The organism is Vibrio sp. Isolate22, from assembly GCF_022398115.1.
Classification (GTDB): Bacteria; Pseudomonadota; Gammaproteobacteria; order Enterobacterales; family Vibrionaceae; genus Vibrio.
On sequence record NZ_JAKEUW010000013.1, the window covers coordinates 90,818 to 106,107 of the forward strand.

Annotated in this window: 23 protein-coding genes; all 23 read left to right on the forward strand. The window is 42.5% G+C overall.

The genetic code is table 11. The features are described from left to right. Positions 1–453: a hypothetical protein gene (locus tag L1D55_RS09960; protein ID WP_239917321.1), complete on the forward strand. Its 453-nt coding sequence runs from the start codon at positions 1–3 to the stop codon at positions 451–453. A 37-nt stretch (positions 454–490) separates the two neighbouring features. Further along, positions 491–670, forward strand: a complete 180-nt coding sequence (locus tag L1D55_RS09965) for a hypothetical protein (RefSeq protein WP_239917322.1) — start codon at positions 491–493, stop codon at positions 668–670. A 49-nt stretch (positions 671–719) separates the two neighbouring features. Further along, entirely contained in the window at positions 720–1,016 is a 297-nt protein-coding gene (locus L1D55_RS09970; protein ID WP_239917323.1) for a hypothetical protein, read from the forward strand. Between the two features lie 30 nt (positions 1,017–1,046). Then, the gene (locus L1D55_RS09975) at positions 1,047–1,367 is read left to right on the forward strand and encodes a hypothetical protein (protein WP_239917324.1); all 321 of its coding nucleotides are present in this window, start codon (positions 1,047–1,049) and stop codon (positions 1,365–1,367) included. Between the two features lie 92 nt (positions 1,368–1,459). Continuing rightward, positions 1,460–1,645: a hypothetical protein gene (locus tag L1D55_RS09980; protein ID WP_239917325.1), complete on the forward strand. Its 186-nt coding sequence runs from the start codon at positions 1,460–1,462 to the stop codon at positions 1,643–1,645. 418 nt (positions 1,646–2,063) lie between these two features. Continuing rightward, complete coding sequence (locus L1D55_RS09985) at positions 2,064–2,345, forward strand: hypothetical protein (protein ID WP_102423811.1); 282 nt, start codon at positions 2,064–2,066, stop codon at positions 2,343–2,345. A 173-nt stretch (positions 2,346–2,518) separates the two neighbouring features. Further along, on the forward strand, positions 2,519–2,872 hold the full coding sequence (locus L1D55_RS09990; protein ID WP_239917326.1) for a hypothetical protein: 354 nt from the start codon (positions 2,519–2,521) through the stop codon (positions 2,870–2,872). Further along, positions 2,862–3,272, forward strand: coding sequence for a hypothetical protein (locus tag L1D55_RS09995; RefSeq protein ID WP_239917327.1), 411 nt, complete (start codon positions 2,862–2,864; stop codon positions 3,270–3,272). Before L1D55_RS09990 ends, L1D55_RS09995 begins: the two co-directional genes overlap by 11 nt. A gap of 245 nt (positions 3,273–3,517) precedes the next feature. Then, positions 3,518–3,808, forward strand: a complete 291-nt coding sequence (locus L1D55_RS10000; protein ID WP_239917328.1) for a hypothetical protein — start codon at positions 3,518–3,520, stop codon at positions 3,806–3,808. After that, positions 3,805–4,014: a hypothetical protein gene (locus L1D55_RS10005; RefSeq protein ID WP_239917329.1), complete on the forward strand. Its 210-nt coding sequence runs from the start codon at positions 3,805–3,807 to the stop codon at positions 4,012–4,014. Before L1D55_RS10000 ends, L1D55_RS10005 begins: the two co-directional genes overlap by 4 nt. A gap of 32 nt (positions 4,015–4,046) precedes the next feature. Further along, complete coding sequence (locus L1D55_RS10010) at positions 4,047–4,448, forward strand: hypothetical protein (protein ID WP_239917330.1); 402 nt, start codon at positions 4,047–4,049, stop codon at positions 4,446–4,448. Between the two features lie 153 nt (positions 4,449–4,601). Next, positions 4,602–5,081 carry a lytic transglycosylase domain-containing protein gene (locus tag L1D55_RS10015; RefSeq protein WP_102423810.1) on the forward strand — a complete coding sequence of 160 codons (480 nt, stop codon included), beginning with the start codon at positions 4,602–4,604 and terminating at the stop codon, positions 5,079–5,081. Between the two features lie 113 nt (positions 5,082–5,194). Next, the gene (locus L1D55_RS10020) at positions 5,195–5,554 is read left to right on the forward strand and encodes a hypothetical protein (protein WP_239917331.1); all 360 of its coding nucleotides are present in this window, start codon (positions 5,195–5,197) and stop codon (positions 5,552–5,554) included. A 38-nt stretch (positions 5,555–5,592) separates the two neighbouring features. Next, positions 5,593–6,054: a hypothetical protein gene (locus tag L1D55_RS10025; RefSeq protein ID WP_239917332.1), complete on the forward strand. Its 462-nt coding sequence runs from the start codon at positions 5,593–5,595 to the stop codon at positions 6,052–6,054. A gap of 58 nt (positions 6,055–6,112) precedes the next feature. Next, on the forward strand, positions 6,113–8,068 hold the full coding sequence (locus tag L1D55_RS10030) for a helicase-related protein (RefSeq protein ID WP_239917333.1): 1,956 nt from the start codon (positions 6,113–6,115) through the stop codon (positions 8,066–8,068). A 74-nt stretch (positions 8,069–8,142) separates the two neighbouring features. Next, entirely contained in the window at positions 8,143–8,478 is a 336-nt protein-coding gene (locus L1D55_RS10035; RefSeq protein WP_239917334.1) for a hypothetical protein, read from the forward strand. Positions 8,479–8,663: 185 nt separating this feature from the next. Further along, a complete protein-coding gene (locus L1D55_RS10040) occupies positions 8,664–9,338 on the forward strand; it encodes a hypothetical protein (RefSeq protein ID WP_239917335.1) in 675 nt (224 codons plus the stop codon). A 170-nt stretch (positions 9,339–9,508) separates the two neighbouring features. Beyond that, on the forward strand, positions 9,509–10,276 hold the full coding sequence (locus L1D55_RS10045) for a hypothetical protein (protein WP_086714969.1): 768 nt from the start codon (positions 9,509–9,511) through the stop codon (positions 10,274–10,276). Beyond that, positions 10,273–10,974, forward strand: coding sequence for a TraV family lipoprotein (locus L1D55_RS10050; RefSeq protein ID WP_086714968.1), 702 nt, complete (start codon positions 10,273–10,275; stop codon positions 10,972–10,974). Before L1D55_RS10045 ends, L1D55_RS10050 begins: the two co-directional genes overlap by 4 nt. 13 nt (positions 10,975–10,987) lie before the next feature. Beyond that, a complete protein-coding gene (locus L1D55_RS10055; RefSeq protein ID WP_081230272.1) occupies positions 10,988–13,645 on the forward strand; it encodes a TraC family protein in 2,658 nt (885 codons plus the stop codon). A 575-nt stretch (positions 13,646–14,220) separates the two neighbouring features. Continuing rightward, positions 14,221–14,715, forward strand: coding sequence for a hypothetical protein (locus tag L1D55_RS10060; RefSeq protein WP_239917336.1), 495 nt, complete (start codon positions 14,221–14,223; stop codon positions 14,713–14,715). After that, the gene (locus tag L1D55_RS10065) at positions 14,712–15,077 is read left to right on the forward strand and encodes a hypothetical protein (RefSeq protein ID WP_239917337.1); all 366 of its coding nucleotides are present in this window, start codon (positions 14,712–14,714) and stop codon (positions 15,075–15,077) included. The genes L1D55_RS10060 and L1D55_RS10065 overlap by 4 nt, the downstream gene beginning before the upstream one ends. Positions 15,078–15,105: 28 nt before the next feature. Beyond that, positions 15,106–15,290 (forward strand): transposase (locus L1D55_RS10070; protein WP_239917338.1); only part of this gene is annotated, 185 nt, incomplete at its 3' end.

Genomic DNA, 15,290 nt, shown 5'->3' on the forward strand with positions numbered 1-15,290 from the left:
ATGAAAAATATGGTTGTGTTGTTGAGTTTGATGACGGTCGCTTCGGTAGCACTCGCTGATAATTCAAATAGTGAAACGACGCTAAAGCTCCCCGCAAATTCAGTTGCTTGCTATGGAACAGTTGCAGGCATGTGTGAATTCCAGCGGGCTCCAATTACTCATGAACAATTGGTTTCAAATATTGCCGGAGAACCAAGCATCGTCACGTCGATACACTACTTTGTTGACCGAGATGACAAGATCATTCTTGAATACACGACGGTGGAGATGGACTACATAAAAAGGATGTCGAAATACATCGGTCTTCGTGCATTGGACATTGGTGGGTATTTTGGATTAGGTGCCGATAAAAATGAGTATTTAACTCAACAGCAATCGATAGTCTCTAAAGAATGCCCAAAGAAGAACGGATGCCAAATTCTTATTGAGTATATTGATGACTTGCGTGATTAAGTGAAAACAAAACATCGATTCATAGAAGGCCGATGAAATGTTTAAAAATATAGAGTTACAAAAGATAGCTGACTGGTGCAATGAACGAGAAATATTACCGAATCGTGTAGTCATTTTGGATGTAAAAGCGGCATGTCGTTCGCTCGGTATTGCCATGGAGCATTCAGTATCAAATGAGGAAATAAAGGAAATTGAATCGTTAATGCTGAAGCAGTAAATACAACATGGATATTGAGGGGAAAATGGTTAGTTCAGAGCAGAATTCAATGGATAAGAAAACGGGCATAACACTAGCGGTTGGTATTCTGACGGTGCCTATTTTGATGCTCAGTATGGTTGTGTACGGCATAGCAACAAGCCCAAATGAATTGGTGCAAAGCAAATCACTTACCGTTGTTACCAAGTTTTCTTTATTCAATAGAACAGTACTACTTCTAAGTGACGACGGTTTTTACAACACGAGTCGCGCTTTCTCGTTCCATTTAGAGCATGGCGACGAACTGACACTAAACCTATACCAGAATAACCGTGAAGAACTTTGCATTGTAGATAAATGTGAATAAAGAGCGTTCGTACAAAGGAGAAAATAGCAAATGACAAATCTTCTATTCATATTTTCAGTTGTGGTAGCGACATTGGCAGTCCAAAAGGCGATTGTTTATTTGCGAACCGAAAAGGAAAAAAAAGCTCAGGAAAAAGCATTAAAGCTATTGAAAGCCTACGGTTACGAGCCTGAATTGTACCTCGCGACTATCGGAACAGACGATCCTGAACTGCGCGATGCTTTAGACCAGTTCGCATTCACTGGTCATGTAATAAAAAATCGTGACGGAGAAATAATCGGGGGGTTAGTTCCTAAAGCAAAATTTGGTTTAACTCCACCTAGCTTGAAGCTAGTTGCTTCAAATGACTAGTGAGGGACAGAGCTATGAACACCCAACTTAAAACAAAACCATGTAAAACAGTAGCGTATCTGTAGTTACATGTAACGTGGGGTTTATAGGAAATGAAAGATAGAAAATTTGGTACAAAAGTTGTCAACGTAACTCAAGAAGTAAGCGATCTGAACGGTCTTAAACAGACTGTGAACATCGATATGTCTGACATTGAAAACTTGTCAAATGAAGAGGTAAACGTGATTACTGGTAATGTTTCTCACAAAATCCAGTTCAAGCAAGAAAACGAGCCGTAGAGGGCAAAACGGTGAAAGAATTTAAATATAAATGGGATGTAACTGTGATTGCAGGGGTGCTAGTGGGGCTTGGTGGTGTAGCGCTAAGAATACATGTCTCGATATTGACGTAGAAGCATACAGACAGAACTTTGGTGAACCAGAAGGATGCTAAGGAGAAAAGGAGTGCTTAATCCATACAAGGTGATCTGCGAACAATTGTATTTCATTGGATATGAACAGCTTTTTCTATCACGCAAGTTTAGGCGAGTTATTGCTAAAACTGAAATGCACCGAGCATGGTTAGCGGGAAATCAAGGAAACATAGGTGTGGCTGAAGGCGTTTTATACAGAGAATGGTTCACTGATCGCAAGCATCATACAAATGCCACTTTCAAGCAGCTATGGCGCTGCATAAGTCGATAACGAGGGGAAAGCAATGCATGTAGCAAAACCAAACTTCGCAGCAACAATTCATTTCACTGTTGGTATCAAGAAAAGTGCAGCTGTCACTAAAGTTGATGAACGTTGGCTAAATTCTCTTGAAGGTTGTGACGTGTTTGAAAATGACCTCATCGATGAAGGCGCAACAGCGGTTCTTGAATGCGTTGGAATTGATTTGGATGAAGAAGGTTCATTTGAAGTTGAAGTGCTTGGAGTTGCGAGATGTGAGGAATCTCCTAACTACGAAATCGTAGAACTTAAACCTGTAGCTGCGTAACAAGCGATTTTGATATTGACGGTCCACTGTGGAAAGAAAATATGTTGAAAGTTTACTTGTTTCCATTGTCAGCGTTCGCGCTATTTACGTTCAGCAAGTTAATTGCTCCTAGTAAAAGTGCAAATAGTTGGTAGTGGGTGTCGTCAGACAAAAAGTAGAAGGAAGAAAGGGAAATGAACATTGAATGGTTAACGCAAGATAAACCCATGTTGGTTGGTTTGTTATGTCCTATTTGCTTTTATTTGGCCGCACCAACAATCACCACAATTACGCCCGTGACAGCTTTTGTAGAGGAGCATTTTGAGGTGGAAACCATAGCGGAGTATTTAGTTCAAACCGAACCTAAGCGTGAACAGTTTATCGAAATACATAATGCTGCATTATTCTCTCTGATAATCCGCTTTAGCTCATCTCGTTTGTTTGATGACTTAGCTGAACTTGATTCAATGAAAATTGATACTGAAAATTGCACAGATTCAGACACTTATCATGAGATAAAACATAGTAAGGGAGCGTATGTTTTTTAAAAAAAAGAACCCCATTGATTGGATATCAAAACCCGTACATAGCTCACTTAATGAAGCTTTAAAATCGGAAGATATACCGCCTTATAGAATAAAAGCCGTAGTTGACCGCTGTGGATTTGCAGCAGGGGCGAACTATGGTGGGTTGTTATTATCGATTGCCCATGACTCACATTTTATTAGTTGTTATCCGATAGGCGGCGCTGAACCTGCGATAACGCTTACAGAAAAAGGCGACTCAGTATTTATATTGGTTAATCATGAATATCGACTAGGACAGCCAGTTGCGAACAAATTCGAAGCCATTGACTTTATAAATATGACGTTAGAGTCCCAATTTGGATCGCAAAATTATAAGCGCTCGGCGTATGGTCCCAGAGATTGGTGTGCAGAAGGCGCATAGAACTTTAGTCCTTACTAGTCCAACACTGAAATCAAATACTAGAGGGAAAAGAATGAACAAGTTATTGGGGTTAATAAATCCTTTTATCGGGTATCGTGCCTACGTCATTGGACCGCTTTTGGTGATACTTGGTGTGCAATTTGCCAATCACAAGCTTCTAGCAATTCTATACGTGATAGCTGGCATGTCGATTATGGTTGCTCGACCATTTATTGAGCTTCAACCAAAAAAGTAGGGAAAAGACGATGGCGAATCAAACAAAGCACAAACCCACAATAGCTGAGATTGAAAGGCTAATTACAGCAGAAGAACACATACTTGTACGTCTTTTTTTAAGTTTGAGAGTGCAAGCAATATCTTTAATTGCGGGTGTACTTCTTGTCGTCGTTTCCAAACTAAATGCATTGGGTGTATTGGATGTTTTTACTGTGACTTGGGGTAGCTTAATTGGGCTTTTTGGTGTGCTCATTGCGATTTATGGGGCTATTGGTCTTGCAAATCGAGACTGGCAGTGGGGTAAGGAGCGAAAACAATGAAGCTGCTAGTGGTAATTGTGATTCTAGTTATCTACACGTTATATGTGCCTAACTTTGTTGACGAAAATCTCGTGCAGCAGTTCCAGCTCAACGAAAAGGACATTCTTTCTATTAAATTTCTTCTCATTGCTTTTGGCGGTATTGCGTTCGCTGCATTTATTCCGAATTTATTAGAATGGTTCAGAAGCACGAGCTTGTTTAAATAAAGATCTGCACCTAATTGTCAAAGGAGGTAATCATGCTCATTGTAAGGTTGGCGTTGCTCGCAGTCATGCTATTTGGTTTTCAGAAAGTGATCGCTTTGTCGGGTTTTGATGATGCGGAGCTAGATGAAAAGTTTGGTCAACTCAGTGGCTTGATGAAGCCCTTTGTAGATAAAGAGTTAATAGATAATAAAGCACATAGTGTTGGTGAGTTTGAATCAGCACAGTATCTTGAAACATCGTTATTAGAACCAGTCTCGACTCAAATAAGTACGAGTAAAGGCGACTTTATGGTGATCGGTGCGGTAAGTGGCCTTAAGGGGCAACGGGTATCAATTACTGGGCTAGAAGACAGTAGGCTAGAGGCAAAGCTTTGTATCGAGTCTGAATGCTTCAAGCTAAGAAATGCGCCTTCGCTAGTCGAAACACCAAAGTAGAATGGTCCTTTCTCGGGTACTTCCCTCATCGAAAACCTCCGCTTAACGAGTGAAGGTTAAAGATGAAGAGAAAAGGTGTATCACCACAGGAACATACTTAGTCAGCACTTATGAACTGACTTTCAATCATTGGCCACGAATAGGAGAATCACTGTGTTTTTCTTGCCAGATATCCATGACACCAAATTAGATACTGTTGCTCTCTCCAACGCGAGTAGATGCAGCATTGTTGCTGAAGTCGCTGGAGAGAAGTATGTCCCAAGAGACTTCCTTAACTTACTTGTGGTTGGTGAGGGGGGCAAAGTTGGCAGCAAAGTAAAAAATACTAACGATTCCTATGACTTGGGTCCCGCTCAGGTGAATACAATCCATTCAGAATACATCTTACGAAACTATCCTAATAAGTCTTGGGTAGATGTTGCCACTGACCCTGATCTCAATATCCGCATCAGTGCCGATATATTCAAAGGATGCCTCACCTACGCTAAGGGTCATGTCTGGGAAGCTGTCGGTTGCTATAACTCAAAGACCGTCAACATCAAAACAAACTACTTGATCAGAACAATGCAAACCTGGGACTACATTCAGAAACGACCCGCCTTGAACTGTTCTAAATATTGGTATCAAGATTAGACATACCTTAGTTTTCAAACCTCGCAAATAGTAGCCCCAATTTCCTTCGCTATTTAGCAAAACCACACAAAAACATGACTAATATGGATTACTCATGTTTATAGGAATTCACTATGTCCATACGTATAAATCGAAAGACACTGACCCTATGTGGTGTACTCGTGTTATCTGGTGCTCTTATCTTAAAGTTCTCTTCTTCTTTTTTCGATAAAACTCACGCCTATGTTGGTCAATGGAACTCTGTATCGTCGGATGGCTCTGCAGAATTTAACGTCGGAGCTGACTACATTGAGGCGTTTGGGAAACGATTACCCGTTGACGTGATTGTTAATGATGACGGCTCTGTTTTGGCTCAGTCTCCAAACCAAAACTTTAGAATAACCAAAACCACCAGCGGTGTTGAGTTAACGGTTACACGTAGGTACATCGAAGAACCGGTCGAGAAGGTTTATGGGCTGACTCTAAAGCAGTAAGCGCTCGTAATGACAGTAACAAATCAAGGATAACTTTTATGAACAATCTAACCCCGGTAACCCCTATCACAATACGTAGCAAGTACTGGCAAAATGTTTTCTCGGTTATGCTCATGTTGACTCTGGGCGTTACGGTTATTGTTGCTGCTTTTGTACTAAATGACCTTGGCACACAACTTGGCATAGAGCGAAATGTATCAGAACTCATTTGGGCAACACCATTGTTGGCTGTATGTTTTGCTTGGTTAGCGTATTTACGATCACAGGAACTAAAAAAAATCATAGAGCTACGTGATAGGGGGGAGAAGCACTATCCTTTGAAAGAAATCACCAAGGAACAATTGGAAATCATGGGTGTGTGGGGAGGAGTGTTTCCTCATATTAAGGACTTTATCGATCGTTGCATCTCTCAAAATGCATTAGTGACAGAAGAGGACTATTTGCTCGCTCGCAAAGATGTTTTAAATCGACTTCATATTACTGAGAGCCATCAAAACTAAATGATAGTGCTCAGGCGTGTATAACTACTGCATTATTGAATCAGAATGAAGCGCGAGAATGCTGGATCTAAAGTACATCAAAGACACATTTAAAGTTCCTGTTTGGCAAGTGTTGTTGCGATTACCTCAATCGTATCTGGACACGAGACAAGTGGTATCCGACTTTTCCTATCTTACGGATAGTGACTGTATGGTTGTCCAAGGGACTGTGACCTCTATTTCTGAATCATACAATCGAACGACCGTCATTAATGGAAGCATTGTTGACTCCCGAAACGTCGCTCAACGTTTTTCTCATTTTGCCAAATTAGACAGTGAATACGGACAAGAATTGGCAAGTCGAATTAATGAGCGTGGTTATTACTTGTGCAAAGTGAAGCAAGTAGGAAACGCGCTGTTTATCAACCACCCGCAGCCATTGAATGAAAAATTCATTGGTAAAATCACTCCGGTTTATAAAGTCAAAAATAAGCAACTCAAAGGTCTGAAGTATGCCGAGGTTCTAGAGCAGCATATTGACGAATTGATACCTTTGACGGCTAGAAAGATACGAGAAGAGTTAGCGAAACTAAACCTAAGCAACGGGAAAATTCGACGGTTATTAGAAGCGCACTCGTTGTGTTTAGAAGATGTTTTGAGATTTGTGCATTTCCCAAATTCATTGGAAGAAAGTGAACAATGCAACGCTATCCTACAAAGAATCGCCGCTACTTTGTTGTTCTCAGAAGTGGAAGGCGAACCAAATTTAACTCACCCATTGCAGCTCGAAAAAGCCGATACATATTTCAACGATGTGGTCCCATTCCAATTGACGGATGAACAATTGGATGCCGTGAGCGGTATCAAAGCCGCGATTAACAATAGAGCACCACGAAGTGTCTTATTCGGAGATGTGGGTACGGGGAAAACCGTCATTGGCGCGATACTGACACGTCATGTTGTTGATGCTGGTGGTTGTGTCGTCATTATGGTTCCCAACCTAATATTAGGAGCCCAAATCTATAAAGAGATCGACAACTGTTGGCCAGATATTGGCATCGAGTTTTTATTGTCTGAGAGTGAGCATGACAACTTCGTAGGTAAAGGCTATCGATGCATCAACGAGATGACGGAAGGCTCCCGTGTCGTGATTGGTACGACGGCCTTGCTCCATCATCACAACGATATGCCCATCGATCTCCTTTGGATCGACGAAGAGCAAAAAATGGGGCTTGAACAAAAAGAATCCACATTAATAACTGAGGGTCGGACTCATCTGTTGTTATCTAGTGCTACGTGCATTCCTAGAACGCAAGCAATGATGAGTTTTGGCATGATCCCATACTTCAAACTGACCAAGTACCACACACCTAGAGAAGTGATTATTACTCGTTACGAGCATACCCAAATCGATGAGGTTATCTGTCGAGTAGAAGAGCGCATCAATCGAGGTGACAAGGTGTTAATTATCAGCACCATGAAGGGTGAATCCAAAGCTCAAGCTGCCACACATCGAGCCAGTGCTGAACAGCTCTTTGATGACTGGAAAGCGATGTATGGTGACATCGTTAAATTGTCCCATGGCGGGTTGTCTAAACAAGACAATGAGACTGCCATAAATGCAATGAAGTCGGGTGAGGGGAAAATATTGATTGCGACCACATTGATTGAGGTTGGGATCACAATACCAAAACTGAACTATGTCGTTGTGCTGAACCCTGAAAATCTTGGTGTGGTTACGCTGCACCAGATCCGAGGCCGCGTAGCGCGGGAAGGAGGTATCGGACATTGCGACCTACTACCTACAACAAAACTCAAAGCGCCATCCATAGACCGACTAGATTTGTTGGTCAATCACTCTGATGGATTCAGCTTGGCCGAGGCAGACTTGCAATTACGTGGTATGGGGGACTTGAAGAACGGCAACAATCAATCAGGAACGTCGAAATGTATTTTGGTCGACCAGCAATTATCACTTGGTCTTCTAACCGATACCTTAGAAAGACTAACTACAGCGGAAAGGTGTCTTACCTAATGACAGGTATAGACAAACAAATAGGCAATCTCAATTGCGGATAAATCATGACTTAGGGATGAGAGGAAGTTCTTATGTACGACGACATTATTTATGGATTTAAACTGATCGCTTTTTTAATTGCTCTGGCGTGTATCTGTAAAGGTTCCAAGGTCAGCGGCGTCAATAACATGCATACATTATACTGTGGCGTTGTTCTGTTCATGGTCATATGGTTTATGACCGGAGTTGAAATGATTACTCCAGGAGATGCGCCATGGGAATACTTGTTAATTTCAGGGAATGAAGATGATTGGTTTAAAGCCCTATTAGGTGGGGCGGTGCTGTTGTGCCTGCCTGTAACGCTTTTAGCCTTTTGTGCGAAAGATATTGAGGGGAGATTAAAAGCAAGGGACAAATCAAACGGGTAACGTTTTTGCAAGAAATGTTCTCATAGTTTGCACAATTCTCGCATATTTGCACGAATAGTCTGCATAAAACAAATGCAAGTTACTGAAACGTAAGACTATGAAGTCTTATGTTGCAAATTTGAAGACAATTGCTGCAGATGATTAAAAGTGATTATTTAGCGTTAGAATTGATATAGGTGGGTATCATGAAATTATTACTCTCAAGTAGCGTTAGCTTTATTCTCGGAGTGACAGGCACGCATTATTTGTCAGATGAGTGCGAACTTTCACATTCTGTTGATACCCTGAATAATGGACCAGTCGTTGAGGTGCCGGTAACTCCAGACTTCATGACTACGACGGCATTGGATGTGACCGATATACCATCGACATTGGAGTATAAACGCGTAGAGACAACACCTACTCACACCCTAATTGGTGACACCCCTGATAAGTCTCGGACGGTAAACTGGTCAAAGCCGTCCGTGGAAAACGAAGAGGAAACTCAAATTTCATGGAATGACATCGAGAGGTTAGCACCACACTTAAGTTACGAGGAAAAGCTAGATTTGGAAACCCTGTCGTATACCGATCCCTCTCTAGCTGTTACACGTTTAGCGAAAGAAGCTCAGTACCCAAATACGGGGGATCCGGAGAAGGACATATTACTCAACGCACTAAGCGGGGTTTCCCCTGTAATCAGTCACTTTATCGTGACACTTGATAGCATGTATATGGATAAATGTGGGACTTCATTAATGGCAGACAGCCTCAATGACATTATGAAAATGAATACTGACCTCTTATTTCAGTATAAGAAAATGAATTACCCAGCTCTAAAGGAGGAGTTCATGAACACAATACCGTGCGATATATACTGAGAAAGCGAACCTCATCTACTCATTACTGCAAATTGAAATCCATTCTTAACTGCAACACATCACCTCTTTCTCCAATCAGAAAGTCAATTAAGCCGTGAAATAAGGCTCACTAATTTAAATTCTGCATATCTAAGTTTGGCAAACTCGTGGGACTAACTAGGAGTGTTGCTATGAAATGGTCAAACAAAATTCACAGAATATTGGGTTTAGGGTTGCTTGCCAGCACTCAAGCAACTGCTGAACCCCCGACGCAAGATTTCCTCAATGCCGACATCAACGTGGTTTCCAGTTATGAAATTGAAACCGACAAGCTGATTATGATGGAGCTGGACACAGGTGAAATGTTATTGGCCACCGGTGATGGAAAATTTCTTATTAAGGGCGGTTCATTGTTCTCAACTGTCCACACCAAATTCGTTAACTCCCCTCAAGAACTTTACGCGGCGTCACATGTCGACTTGAAGAAAATGAAAATCAACCCAGAAGAAGATTTTGCGGGGTTTAACTTAAACCCGTTAGCCAAGGTATTCGGAGGGACACTCTTTATTGCACCAACGGGATGTAAACATTGCGGTGACTTCGTTGAAATCCTTGAGAAACAACACCCAGATAAAAGGTTCCGTATAGCCATCGTGCCAGTCTTTGATGATAAGGAGTATGAAAACACGTTGTTAGCACAATGTTCCGATGATCCGGACAAAGCTCTACGCGCCTTATATGAAGGTACTTGGTCTGAAGCGAAATACCCCCGCCCACCGAATAGCCAATGTAAAGAAGCCATTACCAAAGTGAATTCAACTTACGCGTCTCTCCAAATAATGAGTCCGGGGCGTGTTGGACTTCCTGCGTTTTTTAACAATAAAACATCTTCCATCATTGGGCTACCAACGAGCAAGGCTCAACTCACGTCCATTATCGTAGAAGGAATCGACCTATGATTAAACAATCCATATTTATCTCATTTGCGCTGCTTACTTTAGCCGGTTGTTCTGTCGTAGGCGAAGAAGAGGGTGTGTGTCCAGGCGCGAAAAGTGGTGTAGCGTGTGCGTCCGTCCGAGAAGTTTATGAGCTAACCAATGTCTATAACAATGCTGAAGACTATGCGAAGGCGACAGGTGACGAACGTGTCATGGTCACAGACGAAGATGGCGAAACCATCACAGGGAAAGAATACAAAGAAAAATACGGAACGGACATTGAGGCTGACTCAGCATCAGTGAATGAAACCCAACAACACGCAAACTTTTCTCAAGCTCCAGCGTTAGCTTCACCCGAAGCGGCATATCAGCATTTACTTCTTCCGGCTCCAGAACCCCTAGCCATGCGAAAGCCTGCCGATATTGTTCGTACACTGGTGCGTCCATATACAGACAAAGAAACCTTACAGATCCCTGGTTATGGATTCATCGAAGCAACACAGCGAACTTGGGTCGTCGATAGAAGCGCTAAGACCAATGACTCTCAATACGTCAATTTCCATGTCAGAAAGGAAAGCCAAGAGCAAAACTACGATGTGAATGATGATGGTCAGATTGGCGTCGAGTCACGCAATGCAAGACCGGCTATCAGCGACTCTGAGTTAAGAGAGAATGCCAGAAGTAATGCGAACTCGCTAATCGATCAACTGCGTCAATAAGGGGGCATATATCATGGGTGCGATTTCACGATTTTTTAAGCAATTCGAAAACTCCAAATTTGGCGATCTTCTCCCTGTCTTGGACTACAACCGAAAGCACAAATATTTCGAGCTCGAAGACAGTTACATTGGCTTAATGTACAAGATTGAAACGGTGCCAGCCGTTAACGATGAGTTACAGGAGCTATTAGAACAAATCTATAAGGCCGATTGGCCGGAAGACACGTTTATTCAGGTCTTGTTTTGGGCGAATGATAATTTAAGCCCTTTCACCAATAGCTTTTCTATGTACCACGGAGGTCGACAAACAGGTGAGGCAAACGACAGACTGAATTCGATTTCAAAGGGGCTGATTAACCACTTCCAGCAATCATCACAATCAGGGTTTGGTGATAGCGACTGTCGAGCTCGCATGTTTGATTGTTACTTCGTAGTGAAGGTTCCAATCAAAGGCAACTTTGGCGTGCCTACCAAAAAGGAACTTAAACACTTCAATAATCTACGTACTGATACAGAAGAGTCGTTGAACAAGGTCGGCTTGTTCTGTACCCCGATGGATCAGTGGGGCTGGCTACACTTCATGCAAAGGCTCATGAACAGAAAGGACTCGTCAACTTGGCGCAAAGGAGACGTTAATAAAAACGAAGCCTACATGCCCCGAGATCAAGTTCAGGAGCAGGGCGGTAAAATCGAGTTTACCGATTCGAAGGTCATCATTGATGAGCGGCCTATATCGATGCTTACTCCCAAAGAATACCCAAAAACACTGGGCTTTGGTGACATGCTGAATGTCTTTAGTGATTGGCGATATGGGCATTCTACAGCATGGTCGAACTTCATGATTGTATTGAATGTCCATTACCCTAACTCTAAAAAAGAAGAGGGTAAGATTAAGCGTCGCCGTAAATACATGACAATGCAGGCAAACAACAAATTAGTAAACTGGAATGATACTGTTCGTTGGCAGCGAGCTGACTTTGATGAAGCTTTTACCAAAATTGAGCAAAAGAAGTCGAAGATGGTGAATGCGTATCTTCAGTTTATGATCTTTGGTGATGATGAGGAGCATTTAGAGACGGAGATTGCACGCTTCAAGAAAGTAGCTTCAACCCCTGCAGGATTCGAATTGGAAGAAGACAAGTACATGACTCCACCTATGTTCCTGCATTCATTACCTTTCGCACCAGACCCTGTGACTCGCAAAAGATTAGACCGCTATAACTTAGTACCGTCTGATGTCTGCGCGTTCATGAGCCCGATAATTTCCAGTTCATCTGGCAACTCACCAAGTAAACCTGTGATCCCCTTTGTAACCAGAGACATGTCGATGTTTGGGTTCAATCCTTTTGAAACCGATGGCTCAATGAACGGTATCGTTGTCGCGGAGTCGGGCTCGGGCAAGTCGGTTCTCGTCCAATACATTGTGACGTGCATATTGGGGTCAGGCAAGATGCCAAGCCAGCATCTATGGAACATGATGAATTTACCCAAGTCAGAAATCGATAAGCTGATGAAGACCGCTCAACATATTGCTGAAGCCAAGCGCGATGGTGGTATGGCAATGATTATCGATGTGGGTCGAAGCTACTACCGTTTGTGTGAAGCGTTGAATGGTCAATTTATCAGTTTCGGTCAAGATATGAAGTTCTCACTCAACCCTTTCCCGTCCATTGTTGAGTTCAGTGGTAAGGAAGGGCAGGCTGGTATGATTTTGGAAATGCTGTCGGTGATGGCAGAGCCCAATGGTACGCTCACGACGTTACAGAAGCGTGGTATGACGACCATTTTGAAACTGATGTGGGATAAGCATGGTCGCGACTCAAGTGTCACTATCTTCGCTGATATGTGTTCTGCGAGCTCTCGTAAAGAGCTTAATGACATTGGTGAACAGTTAAAACCATTCCGTGAAGGCGAAATGTTTGGCGATATGTTTACGGTCAATAAGCCGCCCCCAACGCTGGACAACCCATTCATTGTCTGTGAATTAGAAGAGCTGAAGTCGCAACCGGAATTGCAGGTAATTGCCTTAATGCAGATCATCAACCTGTGTTACCAACATTTCTTCTTGGGTGATGCTCAAGCCGGTTCTCAGCGTCGTTCGAAAGCCTTCATTGTGGATGAGTGTTGGGAGTTCCTTCAAGAAAAGCAAGGGTCCACAGGTGCTAACCCAGTATCATCGTTCCTTGAGAGTGCCTTTAGGCGTTTTAGGAAGGTGGATGCTAGTGCTTGGATTATTACCCAATTGTTGAGTGACTTGTATGGTTCATCTGTAGGTAAAGCCATAGCCGCCAACTGTGTATATCGTTGCTTCCTGTATCAGAAATCAGACACGATTAATCAAGTTAAAAATGACAAGCTGGTGGCATTGTCAGACCAAGAATTCGAAATTCTCAAATCGATTAGGACCCGTAAAAATAGGTACTCAGAAATCTTCTTCCAAATTGGTGATGACATCAAAGAGGTTGTGCGTTTTTACGCGCCTCCTGCAATGCTGCTGATGTACTCCACGGACCCGAAAGACAAAATGGAATTAGCGGCTCTGATGGAACGGGGGTACACCCAAGACCAAGCCATCGATAAAATTTTAGAGACGCGTCGGGTCGAGTCATTTGCGACTGACATGGATGACTTGGAAAATGAAGACGAAGAACAAGTCGAAAACGCCGCATAACAATGTCCTTTCTTTGAAAGAAAATAAGTTATGCAAATGATCTCCCAAATAGGCAAGCAGGCTCCAAAACCTGCTTGTCAATTTAAAGTCCAAATTACCTTCCTTGTTTGAAAAACTTATTTCTACCGCTCCTTACAATGAAAATCACACCCCAACAATGGTCACTATGCAATGAAAATTCTAACTATGGTTTTAAGCACTTTGGTCTTCATGAGTTCAGCTATGGCTAACACCAGTGACGACATAATCAGTCGTTACAAAGAAGCGTGTGGAACGGAGTGTGGGGACACCATCGCCTATTTGTCACGCTATGCTTCCGCCCAATGTAACATTCCTTATGATTCAGTCGTAGAAACGTCTGTGGAGCTTACTGGGCTTCAATTTGTGGCGATCTCCATTGCAGTCCAACACCCACTTGCCCACTCATTGCAAAATTATGCTTTGAAGAGTCTTGATTGTTCGGACTTACATAAGTGGTCTAAGTCCATCGAAGACTACTCGTTCGTGCTAGAGGCAAACAACGGACTCCAAGGCTCCAATGTCTCAAGTAGTAATTAGAATGAGTGAGGTTATGGATGTTGAGTACTAACCAATGTAATGAAAAATCAGGCAACAACGTGAAGGTGACATGGCTTCTGGTGTGTGGACTTGTGGCCTTAATCACTATTGTTACCGTGATGATGTGGATAACGAGAGCGAATCGATTCAGTGATTACACGATGATGGAAAAATCATCACGCGAGTATATTTTAAACCTGTATGCAATGGACAACTCAACAATAGATTCAAAGGCGATTCAGTGGCCTGATTTTGCTGTCGCTCATGGTGGGGTGCAGTCTGTGAATTTGGTAACAAAAGTTTGTAAGTCTGAGGCGTCCAATGCCACATGCTTTTTTGCGTATCAAACTTCCTTTAAAGACCAAAGCCATACCATGACATATGGAGTCAGGGCGACAAATGATGACAGTGAACCGCTGAATATTGAATTGCTCAATGCAACTGGGGGGCGGTTGTTGCTTTCCATGCCAGATCCCTTTGTGAATAGCCCTGTGGTGGAGGTATTGGAATGAAAACGCTACATTTTCTTGTTGGATACATCTCTCTTCAATTTGGGATAATTGTTTTTTTGACAAACCCATTGAATAGCATGTCACTCACAATAATTTGCTTTTTACTGGTGGCGGTATGCTACTGTCTTGTCTCTCCGTTCATCAAAGGCCGTCTACAAGAACTCGAACATTTTGATAAATTTGCCACTGAGATTTATCAGTCAAATCGACGTCATCCATTGTCTGAAAAGTTTGGAGCGGAAGTATCTAAACACCTGTCTAAAAATGCACAATCTTCTTCTGATAAAAAGAAAGACATCGGCGCATATGTAGCCACGGACTTATACTTTGATCCGCCCCAGCAGTTTTGGACACTGAGTTAAGTGAGTACAATCACTAACGAGGTGAACAATGACAACTAAGAAAACTAGAATTAAACATTCCCCTGAATTTAAAGCAGAAGCCCTGAAGTTAGCAGATAAAGTGGGAGTAGCTGCGACAGCAAGACAGCTTTCTTTACATGAATCTCAAATCTACGGGTGGCGAAAGAACTCGAAGAAAGACACCAGTACTAGTCAGCGAGAGCAAGAACTAGC

Coding starts and splice junctions, on each gene's coding strand:
- L1D55_RS09960 (WP_239917321.1), top strand. CDS start 1: ATGAAAAATATGGTTGTGTTGTTGAGTTTGATGACGGTCGCTTCGGTA.
- L1D55_RS09965 (WP_239917322.1), top strand. CDS start 491: ATGTTTAAAAATATAGAGTTACAAAAGATAGCTGACTGGTGCAATGAA.
- L1D55_RS09970 (WP_239917323.1), top strand. CDS start 720: ATGGATAAGAAAACGGGCATAACACTAGCGGTTGGTATTCTGACGGTG.
- L1D55_RS09975 (WP_239917324.1), top strand. CDS start 1,047: ATGACAAATCTTCTATTCATATTTTCAGTTGTGGTAGCGACATTGGCA.
- L1D55_RS09980 (WP_239917325.1), top strand. CDS start 1,460: ATGAAAGATAGAAAATTTGGTACAAAAGTTGTCAACGTAACTCAAGAA.
- L1D55_RS09985 (WP_102423811.1), top strand. CDS start 2,064: ATGCATGTAGCAAAACCAAACTTCGCAGCAACAATTCATTTCACTGTT.
- L1D55_RS09990 (WP_239917326.1), top strand. CDS start 2,519: ATGAACATTGAATGGTTAACGCAAGATAAACCCATGTTGGTTGGTTTG.
- L1D55_RS09995 (WP_239917327.1), top strand. CDS start 2,862: ATGTTTTTTAAAAAAAAGAACCCCATTGATTGGATATCAAAACCCGTA.
- L1D55_RS10000 (WP_239917328.1), top strand. CDS start 3,518: ATGGCGAATCAAACAAAGCACAAACCCACAATAGCTGAGATTGAAAGG.
- L1D55_RS10005 (WP_239917329.1), top strand. CDS start 3,805: ATGAAGCTGCTAGTGGTAATTGTGATTCTAGTTATCTACACGTTATAT.
- L1D55_RS10010 (WP_239917330.1), top strand. CDS start 4,047: ATGCTCATTGTAAGGTTGGCGTTGCTCGCAGTCATGCTATTTGGTTTT.
- L1D55_RS10020 (WP_239917331.1), top strand. CDS start 5,195: ATGTCCATACGTATAAATCGAAAGACACTGACCCTATGTGGTGTACTC.
- L1D55_RS10025 (WP_239917332.1), top strand. CDS start 5,593: ATGAACAATCTAACCCCGGTAACCCCTATCACAATACGTAGCAAGTAC.
- L1D55_RS10030 (WP_239917333.1), top strand. CDS start 6,113: ATGCTGGATCTAAAGTACATCAAAGACACATTTAAAGTTCCTGTTTGG.
- L1D55_RS10035 (WP_239917334.1), top strand. CDS start 8,143: ATGTACGACGACATTATTTATGGATTTAAACTGATCGCTTTTTTAATT.
- L1D55_RS10040 (WP_239917335.1), top strand. CDS start 8,664: ATGAAATTATTACTCTCAAGTAGCGTTAGCTTTATTCTCGGAGTGACA.
- L1D55_RS10045 (WP_086714969.1), top strand. CDS start 9,509: ATGAAATGGTCAAACAAAATTCACAGAATATTGGGTTTAGGGTTGCTT.
- L1D55_RS10050 (WP_086714968.1), top strand. CDS start 10,273: ATGATTAAACAATCCATATTTATCTCATTTGCGCTGCTTACTTTAGCC.
- L1D55_RS10055 (WP_081230272.1), top strand. CDS start 10,988: ATGGGTGCGATTTCACGATTTTTTAAGCAATTCGAAAACTCCAAATTT.
- L1D55_RS10060 (WP_239917336.1), top strand. CDS start 14,221: ATGTTGAGTACTAACCAATGTAATGAAAAATCAGGCAACAACGTGAAG.
- L1D55_RS10065 (WP_239917337.1), top strand. CDS start 14,712: ATGAAAACGCTACATTTTCTTGTTGGATACATCTCTCTTCAATTTGGG.